This window comes from Cellulosimicrobium sp. NPDC057127 (assembly GCF_042670945.1).
Lineage (GTDB): Bacteria > Actinomycetota > Actinomycetes > Actinomycetales > Cellulomonadaceae > Cellulosimicrobium.
The window spans coordinates 75,109-98,331 of the sequence record NZ_JBHUUP010000011.1; the positions used below are offsets into that span (position 1 = coordinate 75,109).

The 23,223-nt window shown below is 74.6% G+C and carries 24 protein-coding genes and 7 tRNA genes; 10 read left to right on the forward strand and 21 right to left on the reverse strand.

Annotation, left to right across the window (positions count from 1 at the left end):
- Positions 1-99: 99 nt before the first annotated feature.
- The 6 genes from yajC to pdxT all read right to left on the reverse strand — a co-directional run bounded on the left by yajC (position 100) and on the right by pdxT (position 4,788).
- A complete protein-coding gene (gene yajC / locus ACFTZA_RS12255) occupies positions 100-585 on the reverse strand; it encodes a preprotein translocase subunit YajC (RefSeq protein ID WP_378194907.1) in 486 nt (161 codons plus the stop codon).
- A 166-nt stretch (positions 586-751) separates the two neighbouring features.
- On the reverse strand, positions 752-1,825 hold the full coding sequence (gene ruvB / locus ACFTZA_RS12260) for a Holliday junction branch migration DNA helicase RuvB (protein ID WP_378194910.1): 1,074 nt from the start codon (positions 1,823-1,825) through the stop codon (positions 752-754).
- A 2-nt stretch (positions 1,826-1,827) separates the two neighbouring features.
- Positions 1,828-2,457 carry a Holliday junction branch migration protein RuvA gene (ruvA, locus tag ACFTZA_RS12265; RefSeq protein ID WP_378194913.1) on the reverse strand — a complete coding sequence of 210 codons (630 nt, stop codon included), beginning with the start codon at positions 2,455-2,457 and terminating at the stop codon, positions 1,828-1,830.
- Positions 2,458-2,616: 159 nt separating this feature from the next.
- Positions 2,617-3,189, reverse strand: a complete 573-nt coding sequence (gene ruvC, locus ACFTZA_RS12270; protein ID WP_378194916.1) for a crossover junction endodeoxyribonuclease RuvC — start codon at positions 3,187-3,189, stop codon at positions 2,617-2,619.
- Between the two features lie 207 nt (positions 3,190-3,396).
- Positions 3,397-4,158 (reverse strand): YebC/PmpR family DNA-binding transcriptional regulator, encoded by a 762-nt coding sequence (locus ACFTZA_RS12275; protein WP_378194919.1) that lies wholly within the window; start codon positions 4,156-4,158, stop codon positions 3,397-3,399.
- A gap of 6 nt (positions 4,159-4,164) precedes the next feature.
- Positions 4,165-4,788 (reverse strand): pyridoxal 5'-phosphate synthase glutaminase subunit PdxT, encoded by a 624-nt coding sequence (gene pdxT, locus ACFTZA_RS12280; protein ID WP_378194922.1) that lies wholly within the window; start codon positions 4,786-4,788, stop codon positions 4,165-4,167.
- 37 nt (positions 4,789-4,825) lie between these two features.
- Between pdxT and ACFTZA_RS12285 the strand changes: the two genes are divergently transcribed.
- Complete coding sequence (locus tag ACFTZA_RS12285; RefSeq protein ID WP_378194925.1) at positions 4,826-5,479, forward strand: hypothetical protein; 654 nt, start codon at positions 4,826-4,828, stop codon at positions 5,477-5,479.
- Between the two features lie 57 nt (positions 5,480-5,536).
- On the opposite strand, the gene ACFTZA_RS12290 is transcribed toward ACFTZA_RS12285, so the two are convergent.
- From ACFTZA_RS12290 to ACFTZA_RS12355, 14 genes are all read right to left on the reverse strand, one after another.
- On the reverse strand, positions 5,537-6,103 hold the full coding sequence (locus ACFTZA_RS12290; RefSeq protein ID WP_378194928.1) for an NUDIX hydrolase: 567 nt from the start codon (positions 6,101-6,103) through the stop codon (positions 5,537-5,539).
- A gap of 25 nt (positions 6,104-6,128) precedes the next feature.
- The gene (gene pdxS / locus ACFTZA_RS12295) at positions 6,129-7,073 is read right to left on the reverse strand and encodes a pyridoxal 5'-phosphate synthase lyase subunit PdxS (protein WP_378195078.1); all 945 of its coding nucleotides are present in this window, start codon (positions 7,071-7,073) and stop codon (positions 6,129-6,131) included.
- Positions 7,074-7,214: 141 nt separating this feature from the next.
- Complete coding sequence (locus ACFTZA_RS12300; RefSeq protein ID WP_378194932.1) at positions 7,215-7,865, reverse strand: hypothetical protein; 651 nt, start codon at positions 7,863-7,865, stop codon at positions 7,215-7,217.
- Positions 7,862-9,073 (reverse strand): glycosyltransferase family 4 protein, encoded by a 1,212-nt coding sequence (locus ACFTZA_RS12305; RefSeq protein WP_378195081.1) that lies wholly within the window; start codon positions 9,071-9,073, stop codon positions 7,862-7,864. The genes ACFTZA_RS12300 and ACFTZA_RS12305 overlap by 4 nt, the downstream gene beginning before the upstream one ends.
- Before the next feature lie 2 nt (positions 9,074-9,075).
- Complete coding sequence (locus ACFTZA_RS12310; protein ID WP_378194935.1) at positions 9,076-10,080, reverse strand: phosphatidylinositol mannoside acyltransferase; 1,005 nt, start codon at positions 10,078-10,080, stop codon at positions 9,076-9,078.
- 2 nt (positions 10,081-10,082) lie between these two features.
- Positions 10,083-10,760 (reverse strand): phosphatidylinositol phosphate synthase, encoded by a 678-nt coding sequence (gene pgsA / locus ACFTZA_RS12315; RefSeq protein WP_378194938.1) that lies wholly within the window; start codon positions 10,758-10,760, stop codon positions 10,083-10,085.
- Positions 10,760-11,326: an HIT family protein gene (locus tag ACFTZA_RS12320; RefSeq protein WP_378195084.1), complete on the reverse strand. Its 567-nt coding sequence runs from the start codon at positions 11,324-11,326 to the stop codon at positions 10,760-10,762. The genes pgsA and ACFTZA_RS12320 overlap by 1 nt, the downstream gene beginning before the upstream one ends.
- 31 nt (positions 11,327-11,357) lie before the next feature.
- Positions 11,358-13,394 (reverse strand): threonine--tRNA ligase, encoded by a 2,037-nt coding sequence (gene thrS, locus ACFTZA_RS12325; protein ID WP_378194941.1) that lies wholly within the window; start codon positions 13,392-13,394, stop codon positions 11,358-11,360.
- A gap of 187 nt (positions 13,395-13,581) precedes the next feature.
- Positions 13,582-15,207: a CHAD domain-containing protein gene (locus ACFTZA_RS12330; RefSeq protein ID WP_378194944.1), complete on the reverse strand. Its 1,626-nt coding sequence runs from the start codon at positions 15,205-15,207 to the stop codon at positions 13,582-13,584.
- Positions 15,208-15,293: 86 nt separating this feature from the next.
- Positions 15,294-15,701: a VOC family protein gene (locus ACFTZA_RS12335; RefSeq protein ID WP_378194947.1), complete on the reverse strand. Its 408-nt coding sequence runs from the start codon at positions 15,699-15,701 to the stop codon at positions 15,294-15,296.
- 124 nt (positions 15,702-15,825) lie between these two features.
- Positions 15,826-17,661 (reverse strand): DUF5979 domain-containing protein, encoded by a 1,836-nt coding sequence (locus ACFTZA_RS12340; RefSeq protein WP_378194950.1) that lies wholly within the window; start codon positions 17,659-17,661, stop codon positions 15,826-15,828.
- 190 nt (positions 17,662-17,851) lie between these two features.
- Positions 17,852-17,923: transfer RNA gene (locus ACFTZA_RS12345), tRNA-Val, on the reverse strand.
- A gap of 116 nt (positions 17,924-18,039) precedes the next feature.
- On the reverse strand, positions 18,040-18,960 hold the full coding sequence (locus tag ACFTZA_RS12350; RefSeq protein WP_378194952.1) for an aminotransferase class IV: 921 nt from the start codon (positions 18,958-18,960) through the stop codon (positions 18,040-18,042).
- Positions 18,957-20,090 carry a chorismate-binding protein gene (locus ACFTZA_RS12355; RefSeq protein ID WP_378194955.1) on the reverse strand — a complete coding sequence of 378 codons (1,134 nt, stop codon included), beginning with the start codon at positions 20,088-20,090 and terminating at the stop codon, positions 18,957-18,959. The genes ACFTZA_RS12350 and ACFTZA_RS12355 overlap by 4 nt, the downstream gene beginning before the upstream one ends.
- Before the next feature lie 264 nt (positions 20,091-20,354).
- Here ACFTZA_RS12355 and ACFTZA_RS12360 point away from each other — a divergent pair.
- The 9 genes from ACFTZA_RS12360 (at position 20,355) to ACFTZA_RS12400 (ending at position 22,859) form a co-directional block, all read left to right on the forward strand.
- Positions 20,355-20,427 (forward strand) — tRNA-Gly (locus tag ACFTZA_RS12360).
- A 54-nt stretch (positions 20,428-20,481) separates the two neighbouring features.
- Positions 20,482-20,552 (forward strand) — tRNA-Cys (locus ACFTZA_RS12365).
- Positions 20,553-20,561: 9 nt separating this feature from the next.
- A tRNA-Val gene (locus tag ACFTZA_RS12370) sits at positions 20,562-20,636 on the forward strand.
- Positions 20,637-20,815: 179 nt separating this feature from the next.
- Positions 20,816-20,888, forward strand: a tRNA-Gly gene (locus tag ACFTZA_RS12375).
- Positions 20,889-20,940: 52 nt separating this feature from the next.
- Positions 20,941-21,011: transfer RNA gene (locus ACFTZA_RS12380), tRNA-Cys, on the forward strand.
- Positions 21,012-21,026: 15 nt separating this feature from the next.
- A tRNA-Val gene (locus tag ACFTZA_RS12385) sits at positions 21,027-21,101 on the forward strand.
- 75 nt (positions 21,102-21,176) lie between these two features.
- A complete protein-coding gene (locus tag ACFTZA_RS12390) occupies positions 21,177-22,052 on the forward strand; it encodes a hypothetical protein (RefSeq protein WP_378194958.1) in 876 nt (291 codons plus the stop codon).
- A gap of 47 nt (positions 22,053-22,099) precedes the next feature.
- A complete protein-coding gene (locus tag ACFTZA_RS12395) occupies positions 22,100-22,504 on the forward strand; it encodes a DUF2277 domain-containing protein (protein ID WP_378194961.1) in 405 nt (134 codons plus the stop codon).
- Between the two features lie 10 nt (positions 22,505-22,514).
- Complete coding sequence (locus ACFTZA_RS12400; protein ID WP_378194964.1) at positions 22,515-22,859, forward strand: hypothetical protein; 345 nt, start codon at positions 22,515-22,517, stop codon at positions 22,857-22,859.
- Positions 22,860-22,901: 42 nt separating this feature from the next.
- Here the strand turns inward: ACFTZA_RS12400 and ACFTZA_RS12405 are convergent, their stop codons facing one another.
- Entirely contained in the window at positions 22,902-23,114 is a 213-nt protein-coding gene (locus ACFTZA_RS12405) for a hypothetical protein (RefSeq protein WP_378194967.1), read from the reverse strand.
- Positions 23,115-23,223: the final 109 nt, after the last annotated feature.

Sequence of the window (23,223 nt, forward strand, 5' to 3'; positions counted from 1 at the left end):
TGTGCTGCTGGTGGCCAACTGTCCGTCTCTTCTCGTGCGCGTGCGGTGGGCCCGCGGGCCCACCGCGTCAGACCGGTCGCCGTGGCGACCGGCGGATGGTCACTTGCTGTCGGTGCCCTCGTCGCGACGGTCCCGGTCCTTCTCGGATCCCTCGTCGAGACCCGACAGGTCGTCCGGGACCACGAGGTCGTCGGTGCCGCGCGCCGACGACGCAGGGGTGGTGCCCTCGGCCGTGCCGTACGCGGCGGTCGCACCGGTCGCGGTACCCGTCGCCGGGGCTTCCTCGGTGCCCGGCTCGTCGCCCTCCACGGCGCTCTCCTCGACCGGCTCGTCGACGCGCTTGGCGATCGCGGCCCGCAGCCAGCGGGTGCGGCTGCCCGGGGTCGACTCGACGGTGATGATGTCGTTCTCCTCGTCGACGTCGACGATGGTCCCGAAGAGGCCGGAGCCCGTCATGACCTCCTGGCCCGGGGCGAGGTTCGCCCGGAAGTTCTGGGCCTCACGCTGCTGCTTCCGGGTGCGGCTGGTCATGAGGAACATCGCACCGGCCGCGAGGGCGAGGATGAGGATGAAGCTGATATCCATGACGGGGTCTCACGTGTCCTGTTCGTCGGGGTCTGCGCGGCAGTCTAGGCGCGCGCGCACGGTTCACCAACGAGCCGTCCGTCCGTGGAGTTCCCCGCGCCGATCCCGACCAGTCTAGGCCCTCGCCCTCACGGCCTGTGACCGCGGTCACGATGCGGACCGTCGCTCAGGCGTCGAAGAGCGTCCCGCCCTCGCGCGGCGGCGTGAGGCCGAGGTGGGCCCAGGCGGCGGGTGTCGCGACCCGGCCCCGGGGCGTGCGACCCACGAGTCCTTCCCGCACGAGGTACGGCTCGGCGACCGTCTCGACCGTCTCCGCCTCCTCGCCGACCGTGACGGCGAGGGTCGTGAGGCCGACCGGCCCGCCGTTGAACCGGGTGCACAACGCCGTGAGGACGGCGCGGTCGAGGCGGTCGAGCCCGATCGGGTCCACCTCGTAGACCTCGAGGGCCGCGCGCGCCGCGCGCAGGTCGAGCGTGCCGTCGCCGCGCACCTGCGCCCAGTCGCGCACGCGGCGCAGGAGTCGGTTGGCGATGCGCGGCGTGCCGCGCGAGCGTCCGGCGATCTCGTGCGCGGCGTCCGGGGCGAGCGCGACGCCGAGGAGCCCGGCCGAGCGCGTCAGCACCCTCTCTAGCTCGTCGCCCGAGTAGAAGTCGAGGTGACCGGTGAACCCGAAGCGGTCGCGCAGCGGAGCGGGCAGCAGCCCGGCGCGCGTCGTCGCCCCGACGGCGGTGAACGGCGGCAGGGTCAGCGGGATCGCGCTGGCGCCCGCGCCCTTGCCGACGACGACGTCCACGCGGAAGTCCTCCATCGCCACGTACAGCAGCTCCTCGGCGGGCCGGGCGAGGCGGTGGATCTCGTCGATGAACAGCACCTCGCCCTCCTCGAGCGAGGACAGGACGGCGGCGAGGTCGCCCGCGTGCTGGATCGCCGGCCCGGAGGTCACGCGCAGCGACGTGCCGAGCTCGGCGGCGATGATCATGGCGAGGGTCGTCTTGCCGAGCCCCGGAGGCCCGGAGAGCAGGACGTGGTCGGGCGCGGCGCCGCGGGCGAGGGCCGCCTGGAGGACGAGGGAGAGCTGGTCGCGCACGACGCGCTGCCCGACGAACTCCTCCAGACGGCGCGGACGCAGCGCGGCCTCGGCGGCGCGCTCGAGGTCGTCGGCACCGGCGGCGACCACCCGCTCGGACGTGAAGCCGTCCTCGCCCGGGTCGCCGAGTCCCACGCCGTCGAAGTTCGCCATCGTCAGCCCCGCTGCCCGCCGAGCACGCGCAGCGCCGCGCGCAGCGCCCCCGCGACGTCCGCGGCCTCGACGACGTCGACGCCGGCCTGCGCGAGCACGGTCGCAACTGCGTCGTCGGCGGCCTTGACGTTCCAGCCGAGGCCGACGAGCGCCTCGACGACCTGGTCCCGCCGGTCCTCCGCCTGCGGCGACGCGGCCGGGGCCGCGCCGGTGGCGGGGTCCGTGCCCGTGGGCGCCCCGAGCTTGTCGCCGAGCTCGAGCGCGATGCGCTGGGCACCCTTGTTGCCGATCCCCGGCACCCGCACCAGCGCGGGGATGTCGGGGCCGGCGACCGCCCGGCGCAGGGCGTCGGGCGTGTGCACCGCGAGCATCGCGAGCGCGAGGCGCGGCCCGACGCCGCTGACCGTCTGGACTGTCTCGAAGACCGCGCGCTCGTCGTCGTCGGCGAAGCCGTAGAGCGTGAAGGAGTCCTCGCGCACGACGAGGCTCGTCGCGAGCCGGGCGCTCTCGCCCACGCGCAGCGTGGCGAGCGTCGCGGGGGTGGCGTGCACGAGGTACCCCACTCCCCCGACCTCGAGCACCGCCCGGTCGAGGCGGACGCTCGACACGGTCCCGCTCAGCGAGGCGATCACGCAGGCTCCTTCTCAGATCGGCGTCGAACACCCGTACGACGCGGCGCCACTCTAGCAACGGCCCCGGACGCCGCGGACGACCGACACCCTCGTCGCGCCGGGCCGACGCGACGCTCGTCCACGACGCTCCGCGACGGCGTGACGGCGGGTGGTCCTGACCTACCGCGGTGCGCGCGTCCGCGTGCGTGCCGTGCGCTCGGCGGCCGCCCAGGCGCGCTGCGCGGGGGTGAGCTCGTGCCGCTCGCCGCCCTGGAGCGCTCCGGCCGGGCGCCACAGGTGGCAGATGGCGAGCGCGAGGGCGTCGGCGGCGTCGGCGGGCTTGGGCAGCTCGCCCAGACCGAGGATCCCGGCGACCATGCGCTGCACCTGCTCCTTGCCCGCGCGTCCGCTCCCGGTGACGGCCGCCTTCACCTCGGAGGGCGTGTGCATCGCGACGGGGACCCCGCGGCGCGCGGCGCCGAGCATCGCGAGGCCGGCGACCTGCGCCGTCCCCATGACGGTCCCCACGTTGTGCTGGGCGAACACGCGCTCGACGGCGACGACGTCGGGCACGTGCTCGTCGAGCCACGCGTCGAGCCGCTCGGCGATCCGCAGCAGCCGCAGGTCCACGCTCAGCTCCGGGTCGGACCGCAGCACCCCGACGGCCACGAGCTCGGCCCTCCGCCCGGGCCGAGAGTCCACGACCCCCACCCCGCACCGCGTCAGACCAGGGTCCACTCCGAGCACGCGCACACGCTCACCCTTTCACGAGCCGACGACACGCGACGCCCGCCACGCGGTGGCGAGGCGTCGCGGGCGGGGCGGGGCGGGATGCGCGCGGTCGTGGACGGGCCTGGCGGGAGCGGCGCGAGGGACGAGCGGCGCGGATGGTAGACCGCGCGCACGATCCGTCCCGGGCCGCCGGTGACCCGACCCCCGGCGGCCGACGGCGACGACAAGTCAGTCGTCGTTCTCGAGCTCCGCCATCACCTCGTCCGACGCGTCGAAGTTCGCGTAGACGTTCTGCACGTCGTCGCTGTCCTCGAGCGCGTCGATGAGCCGCAGGATCTTGCGCGCACCGTCGGCGTCGACCTCGACCTGCATGGACGGGTGCCACACGGAGTCGGCGGAGTCGTACTCGATGCCGGCGTCCTGGATGGCGGTGCGCACGGCGACGAGGTCGCTCGCCTCGCACAGCACCTCGATGACCTCGCCCTGGTCGGAGACCTCCTCGGCCCCGGCGTCGAGCGCGGCGAGCATGACGTCGTCCTCCGTGACGCCGTCGGCCTTGGGCACGACGACGAGTCCCTTGCGGGAGAACAGGTACGACACGGAGCCCGGGTCGGCGAGGCTGCCACCGTTGCGGGAGAACGCGGTGCGGACCTCGGCGGCGGCACGGTTCTTGTTGTCGGTGAGGCACTCGACGAGCACGGCGATGCCGTTGGTCCCGTAGCCCTCGTACATGATCGTCTGGTAGTCGACGGCGTCGGCGCCCTCGCCGGAGCCGCGCTTGACGGCGCGGTCGATGTTGTCGTTCGGGACCGACGACTTCTTCGCCTTCTGGACGGCGTCGAAGAGCGTGGGGTTGCCGGCGGGATCGCCCCCGCCGGTGCGCGCGGCGACCTCGATGTTCTTGATCAGCTTCGCGAAGAGCTTGCCACGCTTGGCGTCGATCGCCGCCTTCTTGTGCTTGGTCGTGGCCCACTTGGAGTGCCCGGACATGCGTACTTACCCCTTCGCGATCTCGACGAACAGCTCGTGCACGCGCGTGTCCCCGGAGATCTCCGGGTGGAACGAGGTGGCGAGCAGCGATCCCTGCTGGACTGCGACGATCCTACCGGCGGCGGCCTCCGGGATGCCGGGGGTGCTCGCGTCGGGGATCCGCGCGAGCACCTCGACGCCCTCCCCGACGTCCTCCACCCAGGGCGCGCGGATGAACACGGCGTGCAGCGACGGGTCGTCACCGGGCAGGCCGGCGAACGGCAGGTCGGTCTCGAACGAGTCCACCTGGCGGCCGAACGCGTTGCGCCGCACCGTCACGTCGAGGCCGCCGACGGTGCGCTGGTCGGCCGTGCCGGCGAGGATGCGGTCCGCGAGGAGGATCATCCCGGCGCACGAGCCGTAGACGGGCAGCCCGGCGTCGATGCGTGCGCGCAGCGGCTCGGCGAGGTCGAAGATCCTCAGCAGCTTGTCGATCGTCGTCGACTCGCCGCCGGGCAGCACGATCCCGTCGACGCGCGCGAGCTCCTCCGGACGTCGCACCGTCACGGCGCGCGCTCCGGCGGCCTCGAGCGCGGCGAGGTGCTCGCGCACGTCGCCCTGGAGGGCGAGGACACCGATCGTGATCGTCACGAGGGGTGATGATACGTCGGCCGGTAGCCTCGCCGACGTGACGTTCGCCCCGCCCCCGCAGCCCGTCCCTCCGTACGGTTCCCCGCCCGGCGCGCGGGTCCCGCCCCCGCCCACGGGGCCGCGCCGCGCCGCGCGGGGTGCGACGGCGCTGGTCGTCACCGGTGCCGCCCTGCTCGTGGCGGCTCTCGTGGCGGGGGTGCTCGCCGTGGTGCTGTTCGTGCGCGCCGTCCCGGTCGGGGTGGTCGACGCCGCGGGCGGTCCCGGGTCGGCCGCGCTCGCGTCCGGACCGGTCCCGGGCGCGGCGGAGCTCGCCGTGTCGGGCGGTACGACGTACGCGGTGTGGGCGGTGGACGGCGGGTCGCTCGGTCCGCGGGAGGTCGCGGTCGACTGCGGGGGGTCGGGCGTGCCGACGGTGTCCGCGCCGTCCGTGTCGGGTTCCTCGTCGGCAGGCGGGGCGACGGCGGAGACGGTCGCCGAGTTCACCGCGGCCACCGACGCGACGTGCACCGTCTCCGTCGCGTCCGCGCCGGGCACGTCGGCGTTCGTCGTCACCGAGGGCTGGCGGTTCGGAGAGTTCTTCGCGACCGTCGGGGGGACCGTGGCCGCGGCGGTCGTCGCGGTCGGCGGCGGTGTGGTGGGCGCCGGTCTGCTCGCGGGCGGGATCGTCTGGCGCGTGGCCGCGCGGCGCTGAGCGGCACCCTCCGGGCGCTGCACCCGCCCCGACGGCGCCGGCGCGGCGCTCCCGCTGTCAGTGCTCGTGCGCGAGCCCGAGGTGCCGGGTGACGCCGTCCCAGCCGCCCAGCAGGGGCCGCACCAGGTCGGCCAGGCCTTCGGGGAACACCTCGATGTCGACCTGCGCGAGGTCGTCGAGCGACCACCACCGCAGCTCGTCGACGACGTCGACCTCGACGTCGGTCCAGCCGTCGCGGCTGAGCTGGTGCCCGGCGAGGACGGCACCGCGCAGCCGCGCGACGTAGAACACCTCGTCCTGGCGGCAGTGCTGCCGGTAGAAGTCGAAGATCGCGCTGCGGGTCAGGACGGGGCCGACGAGCGCGTCGGGGTCGAGCGCGATCCCCGTCTCCTCGCGCACCTCGCGCAGCGCTGCGTCGGCGTCGCTCTCGCCGTCGTCGATCCCGCCGCCGACCGTGAACCACCACGACCGCTGGGGCTGGTCGACGTCGTGGCCGCGTACGAGCAGCAGGCGGTCGGCGTCGTCGAGCAGCAGGACGCGCGCGCCGCGCCGGAAGTACAGGCCGTCGTCCCCGAGCACCCAGTCGGGGCCCAGGGACGACGGCGCTGCACCGTCGTGCGTCACCGCAGGACGTCCGCGCGCGAGGGGATCACCAGCCGCGCTCGGCCAGCCGGTGCGGCACCGGGATGTCGTCGACGTTGATGCCGACCATGGCCTCGCCGAGGCCGCGCGACACCTTCGCGATGACGTCGGGGTCGTCGTAGAACGTGGTGGCCTTGACGATCGCGGACGCGCGCTGCGCCGGGTTGCCCGACTTGAAGATGCCCGAGCCCACGAACACGCCCTCGGCGCCGAGCTGCATCATCATCGCGGCGTCGGCGGGCGTCGCGATGCCGCCGGCCGTGAACATCACGACGGGGAGCGTGCCGGTGGCCGCCACCTCCCGGACGAGCTCGTACGGCGCCTGCAGCTCCTTCGCCGCGACGAACAGCTCGTCCTCGGGCAGCGAGGTGAGCCGGCGGATCTCGGCGCGGATCGTGCGCATGTGCGTCGTGGCGTTCGAGACGTCGCCTGTGCCCGCCTCGCCCTTGGAGCGGATCATCGCCGCGCCCTCGGTGATGCGACGCAGGGCCTCGCCGAGGTTCGTCGCCCCGCACACGAACGGCACCGTGAACTGCCACTTGTCGATGTGGTTCGCGTAGTCCGCGGGCGTGAGCACCTCGGACTCGTCGACGTAGTCGACGCCGAGGGACTGCAGCACCTGCGCCTCGACGAAGTGGCCGATGCGCGCCTTCGCCATCACCGGGATCGAGACGGCCTCGACGATCCCGTCGATCATGTCCGGGTCGGACATGCGCGAGACGCCGCCCTGGGCACGGATGTCGGCCGGGACCCGCTCGAGGGCCATGACGGCGACGGCGCCGGCGTCCTCGGCGATCTTCGCCTGCTCGGGCGTGACGACGTCCATGATCACGCCGCCCTTGAGCATCTCCGCCATGCCGCGCTTGACCTTCGCGGTGCCGACGGCGGCGGTCGATCGACCGGTCGGGGCGCCTGCGGCGTCGGACGGGGCGGGGGTGCTGGTGTCGGACACGTTGGTCACCGGGATCTCACACCTTCGGGTCGGGGCGTCGCGGCCGGCACGGCCGACCGGCCGCGAGAGCCGGCGGGGAGGCGAGCACGCACGGGTGCGGGCTCTCCTGCGGCCCGCGCAACGGGGCCATCGTACTGCCGCTCAGGACACGCCGGACGCGAGCTCCACGGGTCGCCCGAGCCCGGGCGGCCACGTGTCGTCGAGCTCGACCGTCACGGGCATCGGGGCGTGCCCCGCGAGGCGGAACAGGCGCACCCACCACTTGTGCCGCACACGCTGGGCCTGGGCGACCGCCTCGTTGTGGAACCGGCGTGCGAGCTGCGCGCGGTACCAGGCCGCGGCGAGGTGCCCGAGGAGCTCCTCGCCGACCGGGCCGGAGCGGAGCTCGGCGACGTCGTCCGGGCTCTCGAACGCCGAGCGCAGCGTCGCGGACAGGTCGGACTCCGCGAGGGCGCGCGACGGTGCCATCCCGCCGAGCAGCCGTCGCGGACGCGCACCGCTCTCGTCGCCCAGCCCGGGCACGCTCTCGACGAGCCGGCGGGCGTCGGCGTCGTCGTCGAGGACGGCGTGGGCCGCCTCCGCGAGGAGCACCGACGTGGCCGGGTCGAGCTCCCCGGACGCGGCGAGGTCGACGGTCGCCGACGCCCGCCGCACGAGCTGGGCGTCGAGCGCCAGCCGGGACGCCATGACCTTGCGGTGCAGCCGGTCGAGGCGGGACGCGGCGACCCACAGGGTCCAGCCGAGAAGCAGCGCGACGGCGACGACGAGGACCGCCGTCTCGGACCACGTCATGCGGTGCTCCCCTGCTCACGTTCGGTGCGCACCCGCCCGAGCAGCCGGCCGCCGCGCACCGAGCGCGGGTCCTCGTGGACCGGGATGACCGCCTCGGACGCGGCCAGGACCATGTCGTACACGGCGAGCACCTCGGCGGTGACGGTGGACCAGTCGAAGCGCCGCACGAACTCGCGGGCGCGCGCCCGGTAGGCCTCGGTCCGTGCGCCGTCCGCGAGGACCTCGAGCACCGTCGTGGCGAGCGCCTGCCCGTCGCCGACCGGGAACAGCGCCCCGGCGTCGCCGCCGTCGAGCACGCGCCGGAACGCGCCGAGGTCGCTCGCGACGACGCACGCCCCGGCGCTCATCGCCTCGACGAGGACGATGCCGAAGCTCTCGCCACCGGTCTGGGGCGCGACGTACAGGTCGACGGAGGCGAGCAGGCTCGCCTTCTCCGCGTCGCTCACGCCGCCGAGGAACTCGACCGACGACGCGTGCGCGCCCAGCGCGGCGACCGCCTGGTCGCGACCGTCGTCGCCGCGCCCGGCGACGAGGAAGCGGGCGCCGGGCAGGTGCTCCAGGACGCGCGGGATCGCGTCGGTGAGGACCGGCAGGCCCTTGCGGGGCTCGTCGAGCCGACCGAGGAACGCGATCGTCGGGGCGTCCGGCGTGCCCTGCCAGCGCGGGTCCGGCGTGGCGGACGCGAACGTGTCGACGTACACGCCGTTGGGGATGACGACGGCGTCGCCGCCGAGGTGGTCGACGAGGGTGCGCCGCGCGTCCTCCGACACGGCGATCCGGGCGTCGATCTTCTCCAGGCTCTGGCGCACCAGCGGGTAGGCGACCTGGAGCGCGCGCGAGCGCACGAGCGAGGAGTGGAACGTCGCGACGATCGGCCCCTGCGCGATCCAGAGCGCGCTCATCGACAGCGACGGGTTGACGGGCTCGTGCAGGTGCAGGACGTCGAAGCGGCCGGCGTCGAGCCAGCGTCGTACCCGCCCGACCGACCGCGGGCCGAACGTGACGCGCGCGACCGACCCGTTGTAGCGCACCGGGATGGCACCGCCCACGGGCGTGAGGTAGTCCGGCACGGGGGTGTCGTCGTCGGCCGGGGCGAGCACCGAGACCTCGTGCCCCAGCGACATCAGCGACTCCGCGAGGTCGCGGATGTGGAACTGCACGCCGCCGGGTGCGTCGAAGGAGTACGGGCACACGATCCCGACGCGCAGGCTCATGCGGCGCGCTCCGGGTCGCCCTCGCGCTGTCCCGGCGTCCGGGCGGGCACCTCCCCGGCGGCCTCCTGCGTGCGGGCGTAGCGCTCCGGGTCGAGGTCCTCCACGAACACCTTCTGCAGCATGTGCCAGTCCTCCGCGTGCTCGCGGATGGCGACGCCGAGCGCGTCGACCCAGCCCTGCGTCATCGCGGCGACCTGCTCGGACCGCGGCAGCGCGGCGGGCACGTCGACGCGCGGGAAGAACCGGATGACCAGCCCCCAGGGCGTCCCGGCGGCCCGGCGCCTGGCGCCACGCAGCCGCTCGTAGTAGATCCCGGCCGGGACGAGCGGCGCGCCGGTGCTCACGGCCAGCGCCGCGGGCCCGGCGGCCACGCGGGCACGCCGCCCGAAGAGGTCGACCTCGACGCCGCGCGCGGTGAGGTCGCGGTCGGCGAGCAGCGGGATGATGCGACCCGGTGACCGCGCGCCGCGCACGAGGTCGCGGAACACGTCGCCGTCGCCGAGGGCGAGGATCTCCAGACCGACGGACGTGCGGAAGGACAGGAACTCCTGGAACAGCTCCTCGGGCTCGAGCCGCTCGGCGACGGTGAGCACCGGGGCGATGTTCGGCGTCGCGTACGCACCCGCGAGGTCCCAGTTGCCCTGGTGCGACAGGGCGAGCACGGGGCTGCGGTCGCCGTCGAGGTGGACGGTGAGGTTGTCGTAGCCGACGAGCCGCACGCGCGCGCGGATCTGCTCCGGCGTCCACGCGGGCAGGGTGAACGCCTCGCGGTAGTAGCGCATGTACGAGCGCATGCCCGCGCGCGAGAGGCGCCGCAGCGCGCGGGGCGTGAGACCGGGCCGCACGCGCGCGAGGTTCTTCTCGAGCTGACGCACGCCCCCGCCGTGCAGGAGCCACGTGACGTCGGCGACGGCGGTGAACACGCCGCGCAGCAGCGGCTCCGGGACCTTGTGGGCGTGGCGCCACGCGAACGTGAACGCCGTGCCGGTGTCGAGCGCCATCGTCAGCGGGTACCTCCGGTCGGGCGGGACGGGTCGGCGGGCCCCGCGTCCGCGCCGAGGGCGAGCGCCTGCCTGCGCACCACCGCCACGCGCTGGACGATGGTGACGGCGCTCGCGAGGGCGAGCAGGCCGAGGACCGCGACGAGCACGACGGGCGGGACGCCGAGGCCGACGAGCCCCGCGGCGACGAGCGCGGCGACCAGCCGGTCCGCCCGCTCGGCGATGCCGACCTGCGCCGTCATGCCGACGCTCTCGGCGCGCGCCCGGGCGTAGGGCACGACGGCGCCCAGCGCGAGGCACGCGAGCGCGACCCCCGTGCCCCACGAGGCGAGCTCGGACGACAGCCGCGGGTCGTCGGCGCGCACGAACCACAGGGTGAGGCCGACGAAGAGCGCCGCGTCGGCCAGCCGGTCGAGCGTGGAGTCGAGGAACGCGCCCCACGGCCCGGAGCGGCCGGCACGGCGGGCCATGACCCCGTCGAGCACGTCGGAGAAGGCGAACACCATGACGACCATCGTCCCCGCGAAGAGGTGGCCGGTCGGGAACAGCCACAGCGCCCCGGCGACGACGCCGAGCGTCCCGGCGAGGGTGACGGCGTCGGGGCTGACGCCGAGCCGCAGGAGCACGGCGGCGAGCGGGGTGAACAGGCGCGTGGTGACCGCGCGCAGCTTGCCGAACATCAGGCGTCACCCTCCCCCGCGCCCGGCCAGGCGGCGGCGAGCTTGGCGCGCGTGTCGGCGAGCAGCTCGGGCACGGCCTTCGTCTGCGCGACGATCGGCAGGAAGTTCGCGTCGCCGGACCACCGGGGCACGACGTGCTGGTGCAGGTGCGCGGCGATGCCGGCCCCGGCGACCGCGCCCTGGTTCATGCCGAGGTTGAAGCCGTCCGGGGCGGACACCGCCCGGACCACCCGCATGGCGGTCTGCGTCAGGTGCGCCACCTCGACCGTCTCCGTCTCCGTGAGGTCGGTGTAGTCGGAGACGTGGCGGTACGGCACGACCATGAGGTGGCCGGGGTTGTACGGGTAGAGGTTGAGCACGACGTACGCCGTGGCGCCGCGCGCGACGACGAGGCCGTCGGCGTCGGGCAGCGCCGGGATCCGGCAGAACGGGCACTGGCCCGCGGTGTCGTCGACGGGCTTGTCCTGCCCGCCGATGTAGACCATGCGGTGCGGCGTCCACAGCCGGTCCAGCCCGTCGTCGACCCCGGGACGTCCGCCCCGGGGCTCGACGACGGGACCGGGCACGGCGTCCGTGCGCTCGTCGTCCACCGTGGCGTCAGACCTGGACGCGGTCGCGGACGGCCGACACGACGCGCTCGATCGCCTCGGCGACCGGCACGCCGTTCTCCTGGCGCCCGTCGCGGTAGCGGAACGACACGGCTCCCGCCTCGACGTCCTCGCCGCCCGCGATGAGCGTGAAGGGCACCTTCTGCGTGCTCGCGTTGCGGATCTTCTTGCCGAAGCGGTCGTCGGAGTAGTCGACCTCCGCACGGATGCCCTGCGCGCGCAGCTGCGCGACGACGTCGGCCAGGTAGTCGTTGAACGGCTCCGCGACAGGCACCGCCACGACCTGGACGGGCGCGAGCCACGCCGGGAACGCGCCCGCGTAGTGCTCGAGCAGCACCGCGAAGAAGCGCTCGATCGAGCCGAACAGCGCACGGTGGATCATCACCGGGCGCTGGCGCGAGCCGTCGGCCGCCGTGTACTGCAGGTCGAACTTCTCCGGCAGGTTGAAGTCGAGCTGGATGGTCGACATCTGCCACGTGCGCCCGATCGCGTCCTTGGCCTGCACCGAGATCTTGGGGCCGTAGAACGCGGCACCACCCGGGTCGGGGACGAGCTCGAGGCCCGACGCCGTGGCGACCTCCTCGAGCGTGCGGGTGGCCTCCTCCCACGTGGCGTCGTCGCCGACCGACTTCTCGGGGTCGCGCGTGGACAGCTCGAGGTAGAAGTCGTCGAGCCCGTAGTCCTTGAGCAGGTCGAGCACGAACGTGAGCAGCGACGTGAGCTCGTCGCGCATCTGCTCGCGCGTGCAGTAGATGTGCGCGTCGTCCTGGGTGAAGCCGCGTGCGCGGGTCAGGCCGTGCACGACGCCCGACTTCTCGTACCGGTACACGGTCCCGAACTCGAACAGCCGCAGGGGCAGTTCGCGGTAGGAGCGCCCTCGCGCGTCGAAGATCAGGTTGTGCATCGGGCAGTTCATGGGCTTGAGGTAGTAGTCCTGCCCGGCGCGGCGCACGGTGCCGTCGTCGTCGAGCTCCTCGTCGAGGTGCATGGGCGGGTACATCCCGTCCGCGTACCAGTCGAGGTGGCCCGACACCTGGAAGAGCTTCGCCTTGGTGATGTGCGGGCTGTTGACGAACGAGTACCCCGCCTCGACGTGGCGCTTGCGCGAGTACTCCTCCATCTCGGAGCGGATGATGCCGCCCTTGGGGTGGAACACCGCGAGCCCGGAGCCGATCTCGTCGGGGAACGAGAAGAGGTCCATCTCGCTGCCGAGGCGGCGGTGGTCGCGGCGCTCGGCCTCGGCGAGCCGCTCGAGGTACGCCTTGAGCTCGTCCTTGGTGGGCCACGCGGTGCCGTAGACCCGCTGGAGCTGCGGGTTCTTCTCGCTGCCGCGCCAGTAGGCCGCCGCCGAGCGCATGAGCTGGAAGCCGTTGCCGATGTGGCGCGTGGTCGGCAGGTGCGGGCCGCGGCACAGGTCCTTCCACACCACGGTCTCGGTCTCGCGCCCGGCGCCGCGCACGTTGTCGTAGATCGTCAGCTCGCCGCCGCCGACCTCGACGCTCGCGCCCTCGGCTGAGGACGCAGAGGTGTCGACCGCGTTCTTCAGCCCGATGAGCTCGAGCTTGTACGGCTCGCCGGCGAGCTCGGCGCGCGCCTCCTCCTCGGTGACGACGCGGCGGCGGAAGGTCTGGCCCTCCTTGACGATGCGCGCCATCGCCTTGTCGAGCGCCTTGAGGTCCTCGGGGGTGAACGGCGTCTCGACGTCGAAGTCGTAGTAGAAGCCGTCGGTGATCGGCGGACCGATGCCGAGCTTCGCGTCCGGGTTCACCTGCTGCACCGCCTGCGCGAGCACGTGCGCGGCCGAGTGGCGCAGCACGGCGAGGCCGTCGGGCGAGTCGATGCTCACCGGTTCGACCTCGTCGCCCGCGGCGAGCGCGGTGTCGAGGTCCTTGAGCACGCCGTTGACGCGCACGACGACGACCTCGCGGCGACCGGCGAAGAGCTCCGTGCCCGTCGTGGCCGTCTCCACCGTGACGGTCCCGGCCTCGGGGACGGTGGTGACTGGCGGCTGGACGACGTCCGACACGTGCTGCTCCTTGCGGGTGGGAGGGCGCCGCGGTGGCGCGCTCGGTGAGCGGTCCGTGCGCCGGTGGACGGTGTCCGGGGCGCTCGGAGGGGCGCCGTCGTCGACGGCGCCCCTCGATCGTACCGACCCGCTCCCGCAGGACGAACCGGGCACGCGGCCCGTACCGTGCCGGTCGCCCGGCAGCGCCCTACGCGCGCGTCCACCGCCGGTACCGCCCGCGCCGCGCCCGCGCCCACGCGACCTCGTGCTCCTCGAGCGCCCGGTCGGCGCGCTGCCGCTCGATCCCCACGAGCAGCCCGTAGCTGAACCCGTTCTCCCCCGACAGGTTCGCCTGCATGCCGAGCGCGCGCAGGTCCCGGCCGAGCGCGACGGCGTCGTGGTGGTCGCCCAGCGCGTCCTGCACGGCCTCGAACCGACGCGCGAACCGTCCGGCGTCCTTGCCGATCACGCCGGACATCGCCTCGCCCGCGTACCGGGCGCGCTTCGCCGCCTTGCGGACGTCGTGGAGCAGCTCCTCCCGGCGGGGCCCGTCCGCGGCGGCGGCCGCCCGCGCGCGCCGGCGGGTGCGCTTCCACGCCTTGCGGGCGAGCGACGGCAGGACGTCCGCCGCGGGAGCGGACGCGCCGTCGGTCAGCGGCGGTGTGGCCGCGATCGCCTCGAGCGACGTGAGCAGGTCGAGGTAGCGGCGCTCGGACATCTGCGCGACGGCGCCGCGCAGCGCGTCGCGGTAGCGCGCATCGAGCTCGTCGACGACGCGTGCGCGCACCGGGCCGACGACGAGCTCCTCGGGGAGCCGCTCGAGGACGTCGTGCACCCGGTCGCGCGCCACCTCGGCGTCGCGCGCCTCGCCGAGCACGCGGCCCCACCAGGCCAGCTCCTCGCGCACCGGCTCAGTGGCGTCGCGGTCGAGCACCGGTCGGAAGGTGGCGAGCGCGCTGCGCAGGCGCCGGGCGGCGACGCGGGACCTGTGGACGGCGTCCGGGACGTCCCGGCGCACCTCGGGGTCGCGGCGCACGAGCGCGTCGACCTGCTCGCGCAGGTACGCGACGACGACCTCGCCCGCCGTCGTGGCCTTCCGGGTGCGGCGGCCGGCGCCGGCGGTCCGCGGACGACCCGCGTCGTGCGGGGCGCCGAGCGCGCGGGCGAGCTTCGGCCCGCCCGGTTCCTCGGACGCGCCGGCGGCGACGAGCGCGTCCACGACGGCGGCGAGGAGTGCCTCGGGGTCGTCCGTCCCGAGCCCTGCGGGTGCGAGCTCGACCTCGATCTCTCGCCACGCGCCGGTCTCGCCGGCGTGCGGGGCGGTGTTCGTCGGGTGGGCGCGCGCCCCGGGCGGCGCGACGCGCTCGGTGGCGACCTTGTCCTCGGCGACCTCGACGAGGGGTGCGTCGTCGTCCCCGGTGCGGCGCAGCACCGTCGTCCGACGTTCGGTGCGGACGCGTGCGACGGGCACGAGCGTGTCTCCGCGCGCGAGGCCGACCACGAGCCGGGTGAGCTCCTCGGGTGGCACGGGCGTGCCCGCGGGGCCGGGGAGGACCGTCGGCAGCGCCTGCGCGTCGGCGCCGAGCGGGCGCCGCAGCTCGTCGCGCGCGTCGCCGGGCGCGGGCAGCTTGAGGTGCCACCCCGCGTCGTCCCCGCCGGTCCGGCGTCGCAGCGTGACGCCGTGGGCGAGCAGCCGCAGGTCGGGGGTGTCGTAGTAGAGCGCGTCGAGGTGCAGCGGCTCACGGTGCTCGGCGGTCGTGCCGTCGAGCGCGAGCACGGGCACGCTCCAGTCCTCGGGGGCGCTCAGCGTGCGCTCCCGCTCGCGGTACGTCATCGGGGATCCCCTCGGCCCTGGGGCGACACGGGGCGCGTCGCACCGCCGACCCTAGGAGCGGCGCGGCCTGCCCGCACGACCGGGCCTCACCCGCCGACGAGGCGCTCCATGTCGGGCCCGTCCGCGAACCCGACGACGTTGCCGGCGGGGTCGGTGCACCAGGCGCCGTCGCCACCCTCCATGAACCCGCGCACGATCCCCTTCTCGTCCTGCTGGAACCCCTCGTACCGCTCGAAGCTCACGCCCTTCGCGGTGAGCTCGTCGACGACCTCGTCGACGTCGTCGACCGTCAGGTGCATGACGGTGTACGTCGCCGGCCGGTGGTCCTCCTTGGGGTAGACGAACACGTCGGCACCGCCCTCGAGGTGGAGCACGAGCCCGTTCCCGTCCTCGAGCGCCGTGACGCCCAGGCCGAGGGTGTCGCCGTAGAACGCCCGCGCCGCGTCCAGGTCGTCCGCCGAGAAGCTGGAGAACCCGCGCCGGATGGTGACCATCGCTGCCTCACTCCTTCGTGACCCGCCGGCGACCGCGCTGGACCTCCGGGTGCCGGATAACCCCAGGGTGCCACCGTCGCGACCGCGGCGACACCGTCGCGGACCCTCGGGCTCAGGGCAGGCCTCAGGCCCGGAACCGGCGCCGGGAGACGACCGCCGCAGTTCCCGCCGCGACGAGGACCAGAGCGCCCAGCGACGCGACCGCGAGCGAGGTGCCGGTCGCCGGCAGGCCACCCTTCGGCGTCGTGGCGGGCGGCGCGTCGGCGGTGTCGGACGGCTCGTCCGTCTCGTCCGGCGGCATCTGCGTGACCGCCTCGTTCGTCAGCACGACGCGCACGGTCGTGGAGGCACCGACGACGACGCGCGCCGTGCCGTCGTCCAGCGCCTCCACGCCGGCGCCCGCGAAGCTCGGCCGCTGCCACGCCACGCCGTCGACGGGTCCGGGCCGCGCCTCCGAGAGGGTCACCACGGTGCCGGCGGGGAGGTCCGTGAGCTCCGTTGTCGACCCGTCGCTGACGACCAGCTCGCCGGACACCTCGCCGTCGGCGTCCTCGTACGCGTAGTCGACCGTGAACGGCGTGCCGTCCGGGACGAGGCCGGCGCCCGTGCCCGTGACGCGCTTGGTCACGGCGAGCCCGCCGGCGTGGGTGTCGAACGTGTTGGTCGCGACGACGTCGATGGTCATGGGCGAGTCCGCCGTCACGGCGATCGGGCCCGCCGGGGCGAGCGCCACCCGGTCCGCGCCGCCGTCCTCGGTCTCGGTGAGCGCGCACAGGGCCCCCACGGGCACGTCCGTGAACGTCGTCGTCGCGCCGGTGGAGACGGCGGCCGCGCGGGGGAACCCGTCGAGCGTCGTGCCGTCCGTGCCGCGGCAGACGAGCTCGAACACGAACGGGCCGGTGACCGCCCCCGAGTCGTCGCCGTCGACCTGCTTGGTGAGCCGGATCGACCGCACGGCCTCGCCCCGGCCCGTGCCCGCCCCGCCGGCGTACACCGCGGTCGCCACCGCCTCCGCGAAGCCCGTCCCGCTGATCGAGTTGCGGTACCGGTCGCCGTCGCGGGCGTCCTCGGGGACCTCGGTCGCGTAGACCAGCACGTAGACGTGGTCGTCGCCCAGGGCGCCGGGAACGCTGAACCGGAACTGGTTGGCCGCGGGGCCGGTCTCGATCACGTACTGGGACCTGTCCAGCCAGAACCCCCCGCCCCAGAAGTCGCCCCGGTTCCACCGGTCGACGGGGACGGCGACCGCGCGCATGCTGTCGACGACCAGGGTCAGGCGCGGGTCGAACGTGTCGGTGACCACGACCGGCTCGCCGTCCGGTCCCGTCAGGTACTGACCCGGGACGTTCACCTGCCAGTGGGCACGGCCGTCCTCGGCGTCGAACCAGGCGTTCTTGACCGGGGACGCGGGCGGTCCCCACCCCCAGGTGTCGCTGTCGCCGATGCCGCCGGGGACGTCGACGTGGATCTCGGCACCGCCGCCCGTGCGGAAGACCAGCACCTCGGACGTGCTCGTCTCCGTGACCTCCGCCCAGAAGAACAACGTCCCGGCGACGGCCGTGTGCGTGGCGACGTACTCGCCGAGCGTGCACAGGATCTGGGTCGCGTCGACCGCGCAGGTCCCGACGACGGACCCGGCGGGGTCGGCGAGGTCGAACGCGTCCGGGGTCCCCACCACGCGAGGCGCCGTCGGGAGCACGAGGCGGAACGTGTCGCCCGCGCTCGCGTCGTCGGGCACGCTCCACGTCGCGTCGAGACGGATCGAGTCCCCGCGCTGGAGCTCCCCGGTGGGACGGGTGATCTCCACGCCGGTGATCGCGTCGAGCTCCGCGGCGCTCGCCGGCGCGGGGACGGCGGTGAGCCCGAGCAGGACGAGCAGCAGCGGGAGCGCGCCCGGAAGGGCACGTCGCAGGACCGGTCGGCGTTTCGCCCGAGATGGTCGGGGGGTGGTGGGGGGCACGCGTTCTCCTCGCTCCTGGACGGTCGTCCAGGAGCAAGGACGCACGGCGAGGACGATGCATGACGCGACGCAGGTGTGACAGAGGACACGGTCCACCCCGGCGCATCGATCGCCGGGGTGCAGAGCGGACACGAAGAGGCCCGCCCCCGCTGGTGCGGTGACGGGCCCTCGGTGCTGCCGTGACGCTCGGTGGGCGATACTGGGTTCGAACCAGTGACCTCTTCGGTGTGAACGAAGCGCGCTACCACTGCGCCAATCGCCCGAGTGCGAGGTCGATACTAGCCTGAACCGGACCCGATCGGAAAACCGGCGCGATCGCGCGGCTCGCCGCACCGCAGGTGAGCGCCCGGGGACCTCACCTCGGCACGACGCACGGCGTCACGGGTCGAGGCGCTCCCGCCGACGCCGCTCGAACAGCTCGCGCGCGGCGAGCGACACCGAGCCCGCGTGGACGTCCACGCCGTCGATCCAGGTCACCGGCTGGACGTTGCGCACGGACCCGGTGAGCAGCAGTCCCGCGCGCCCGTCGCTCACCTCGTCGAGCACGTCGAACGGCAGCTCGCCCGGCCGCGCCTCGCGCACCGGCAGCCCGTCCTCGGCGGCCCACTCGAGCAGCAGCTCGCGCGTGATCCCGGCGAGGCAGCCCGACGAGAGCGGCGGGGTGACGAGCTCGCCGTCGCGCTCGACGAACACGTTGGCACCCGTGCCCTCGCACAGCTCGCCGGCCGTGTTGGCGAGCAGCGCCTCGTCGCCGCCCTTCGCCACCGCGTCGGCGAGCGCCACGACGTTCTCGGCGTACGACGTCGTCTTGAGGCCCGCGACGGCCGAGCGCTCGTTCCGGGTCCACGGCGAGCGGACGGCGCGCCCGCGCGCCACGATCGTGGCGGGCCCGGCCGCGACGACGAGGGTCTGCGCCCCGGGCGTGCGCCCCGAGCCGAGCGGGCCGAGCCCCGCGGTCACCGTGATGCGCAGCCGCCCGACCTCCCCCGCGCCGGCCGACGCGCGCTCCCGGGCCTCGGCGAGGACCTCGTCGACGGCCGAGCGCACCGCCGCGTCGTCGGGCGCGTCGAGCCCGAGGCCGGTCGCGGACCGCGCGAGACGGCGCAGGTGCCGCGTCAGCGCGAACGCGCGGCCGTCGAAGACCGCGCACGTCTCGAACACCCCGTCGCCGACGGTGATCCCGTGGTCGACGGCGCTGAGCGCCGCGTCGGCCGGGTCGACGAGACGGTCGCCCGCCCACACGACGAGGTTCTCCGGCGGCGCCGCGGGGGCGCCCGGCGTGGGCAGGGGCTGCGTCATGGCTCCAGTGTGCCGGAGGCGAGCCCGACGAGGCGGTGCGCCTTGAGCTCGGTCTCCTCCCACTCGCGCGCCGGGTCGCTCCCCCACGTGATGCCGGCACCGGTGCCGAACCGCAGGACGCCGTCGGACCACCAGAACGTGCGGATCCCCACCGCGAGGACCGCCTCGTCGCCGTCGACCCACCCGACGGCCCCGCAGTACGGGCCGCGCGGCACGGGCTCGAGCTCACCGATGAGGCGCAGCGCCGAGGACTTGGGCGCCCCGGAGACCGACGCGGGCGGGAACGTCGCGCCGAGCACGCGCGCCCAGCGGTCGGGGGCGGACAGCACGTCGTCGCGCACCTGCCCCGCGACGCGGCTCACGAGGTGGACGAGGCCAGGGTGCTCCTCGACGGCGAGCAGGTCGGTGACCTCCACCGTCCCCGGCAGGCACACGCGCTGCAGGTCGTTGCGGACCAGGTCCGTGATCATGACGTTCTCGGCGCGGTCCTTGGCGGTGAGGGCGGCCGCCGTCGCCGCGGTGCCCTTGATCGGGCCGGAGGTCAGCACCCCGTCGGCGAGCCCGAGGTAGAGCTCGGGCGACGCGCTGACGACCCACGCCGGCTCGACGCCGCTGCTCGCCGGCACGTGCAGCACGCCGGCGTACGGGGCAGGGTTGCCCCGCGCGAGCCGGCGGGCGAGGGCCAGGGCGTCGGGTTCGAGGTCGCCGTCGGGTGCCAGCGGGGCGCTCAGCACGCGGCACACGTTCGCCTGGTACACCTGCCCCTCCCGGACCTCGGCACGCACGCGCGCCACCGCCGCCTCGTACGAGGCGCGGTCGAGGGAGCTCGTCCACGCCGACGGCGACGGCCCCCGCCACACGCCCGTCGCACCGTCGCCGGGAGTGCCGGTCGGGTCCTCGGTCGGGTCCTCGGTCGGTTCCTCGGCCGGGTCCTCGGCCGGGTCGGTCCGCTCCGCGAACCGCCAGGCGCGGGCGCGCCCCCGCGGGGCGTCGAACTCCGCGACGACGAACCACGGACCGTCCTCGAGGAGCCGCTCCGGCGCGCTCAGCACGTCCACGCACTCGACGACCCCGCGCGCTGCTCGGCCGGCGAACCGCGCCACGCCGTCGCCCGACGGGGTGCCCGGCACGGCCCCCTCCGTCGCGGTCGGCGGCGTCGTCGGCGGCACCCTCCGCGGCGTCGTCCCTGGTCGTGGCACGGGCTCACGCTACCGAGCACCGCGCCACGGCGACGCGGACCGTGCGCACGGCGCTGCCGGGGCGTCGTCGAGCACGCCCCCGGAGCCAGTTGGACGCCGAGCGCTCCGGTCGACTAATGTCTGGGACGCGCCGGAACGCCGGGGTCGCGGAGAGAGTCCACATCGGGTCTCGCTCCTGCCCCACGAGCCGGTCGCGCGGATGTGGCTCAGTTGGTAGAGCATCACCTTGCCAAGGTGAGGGTCGCGGGTTCGAGTCCCGTCATCCGCTCGGAGACCACTCCCCGACTCTCTCTCCCGAGAGCACAGGAGAGGGACGAGTCACGGTGGAGTGGCCGAGAGGCGAGGCAGCGGCCTGCAAAGCCGTATACGTGGGTTCGAATCCCATCTCCACCTCGCAGCACTGGGCGATTGGCGCAGCGGTAGCGCGCTTCCCTGACACGGAAGAGGTCACTGGTTCGATCCCAGTATCGCCCACCACCACGAAGGCCGTCCCGGACACCGTCCGGGACGGCCTTCGTCGTCCCGCCTCCCCGACCCGCTCTCCCCGTCCCGCCGCCGGATGCACGGATCGTCGCAGAAGTCGGCTAGTATGTGGGACGCGCCGGAACACCGGGCCTGCGACCGACGTGTCGGTCGGGGCACGGAGCACCGGCCGCGCGGATGTGGCTCAGTTGGTAGAGCATCACCTTGCCAAGGTGAGGGTCGCGGGTTCGAGTCCCGTCATCCGCTCGGAGGCCACTCTCCGGCCGGTTCGTCCGGCCGCCGGGAGGACGAGTCTCGCGGTGGAGTGGCCGAGAGGCGAGGCAGCGGCCTGCAAAGCCGTATACGTGGGTTCGAATCCCATCTCCACCTCGCAGCAGCACCCTCGGGCGATTGGCGCAGCGGTAGCGCGCTTCCCTGACACGGAAGAGGTCACTGGTTCGATCCCAGTATCGCCCACCACCACGAAGGCCGTCCCGGACACCGTCCGGGACGGCCTTCGTCGTCGCGGAGCACGCAGGCCCTAGGCTCTCGGCCATGGTCCGCGACGCGTCCCGTGACGAGCTCCTCCCCCTCGGCCGTGCACCACGCCCGACGACGGGCGCCGAGCTCGCCGTGCGCGTCCACCAGGCGGTCCGCGACGAGGTGGGCGACCGTGCCGCCCACCTCGACAGGCTCCGGGTGGAGGCCGCGCTGGACGGCCCCGACGTCGCCTCGCTCGCCGTCGACGCCTCCGGAGTGGTGGCCGCCGTGCGCTCCGGGGTGCCGGCCGCGTCCCGTGAGCCGTGGCGCCCCGAGCAGCCCCGGTCGAGCGAACCGGCCACGCTCCGCAGCCTGCGCGTCGACGCGCACCCGGTCGTCGTCGAGGACGTCCCGGTCGACGTCACCGCGGAGGCCGAGGGGTTGCGGTTCGCGTGGGTCGAGACGTCCGACGCGCGGCTCGGCATCGCATTCGTGGAGCCGGACGAGGCGCACCCCGTCAGCGGCCACGTGCGCGTCGCGGTTCCCCAGGGCGCGCTGGTCGCCACCGCGCGTCGCCTGCTCACCGAGGAGCTGGCGACGCGCGGCGTCGCGCTCTCCTCCCTCGACGTCGAGATCACGTCGGCCGGCCCGCGCTCGGTGGCGGTGCGCGCGTTCGGGCGCGTGCGCAAAGGCATCCTCTCGGCGAGCGTCCACGCGGTCCTCGCCGCGGACGTCGACGACCGGTCGGTGCTCAGGGTCCGCGAGCTCGACCTGTCGAGCCGCAACCCCGCCGTCGCGGCACTCCTCGTCGCCGCTCGGGGCCACGTCGACGCACTGCGCGGTCGGACCTTCGACCTCACGGCCGACCTCCCGCCCGGCCTGCGGCTGGCCGACCTCCGCCTGGACGTCGACCCGCGCGGGACCGTCGCTGCGTCCGCACGCTTCGCCTGACGCCCCCGCCCCTTGTGACGCTCGCCACACGCCCGTAGCGTCGTGGCATGTGCCGGAACATCACCACCCTGCGCGGTCTCGTCCCTCCTGCGACCGAGGAGGAGGTCGAGGCCGCGGCACGCCAGTTCGTGCGCAAGGTCACGGGCATCCAGCGCACGAGCGCGACGACCGAGGAGCCGTTCGAGCGCGCCGTCGTCGAGGTGTCGGCGATCGTCTCGCGGCTGCTGGAGGAGCTGCCCGAGCGCCGTCAGCCGCCGACGACGGTCCCGCCGCTGCGGCGCGAGGAGGTGCGCGCCCGCATCGCCGCCCGCGAGGCGGCGGAGCGGGCGCACGAGCGCGCCCACGCGCTCGGCCTGCCGCACGACCACGGCGACGAGCACGACGGGCACCACGACCGCCCGGACGACGGCGTCGCGCCGGCCCGCGTCGGGAGCGGTGCCGCGGGCGTCTAGGCTCGGTCCCGTGGATGCCGCTCGCCCGACCTCGCACACCGGCCGCCGCGGGAGCACCGCGGAGCGCGAGGACGCCGTCCGGCCCGAGCCGGTGAGCGCGTCGATGCGCCGCGCGAAGGCCGGCGCGCGGGCCGCGCACGTGACGACGGGCCAGGTGGTGGAGGACGCGTCCGGGCGCGTGACCATCGAGTGCTCGTGCGGCATGGTGCTGACGAACGGGCCGGACTGGACGGTCGACGAGCACATCCGGCTGCACCGCGCGGAGGCCCGCTACCTCGCGGTCAGCGCCGTCGCGCCACCCGGCATGCCGCGCATCCTGCCGGTCGACGCCGACCGGCTCCCCCGCCTCGACTGACGCGGACCGCCGCCGTGGCGCAGGAGCCGGGGCGGGAGCGTGTCAGAGCTCGTCCGGGTCGTCCCACGACGTGCCCGACGACGCGCCCTCGATCGGCCGGCGCTCCGTCTCGGACAGCGAGTGGGGCGCCTTCGCCGGGTCGCCACCGGTCAGGACGTCGCCGTGCTCCTCGCCCTCCTCGCGCGGCGGGGACAGGCGGGCGGAGGCGATGTCGGACGTGTTGAGGTCGTCCTCGGGTCGTGCGTCGGTGCTCATGGATCGGGTCTACCAGGTCGGCTCGGCGCTCGCACCCGAACCCCACGCGCTTGGCACACTTTTTCTTTTCGTGCTCCAGACGTGACGTGCGTCTCATCGAACCGTCCAC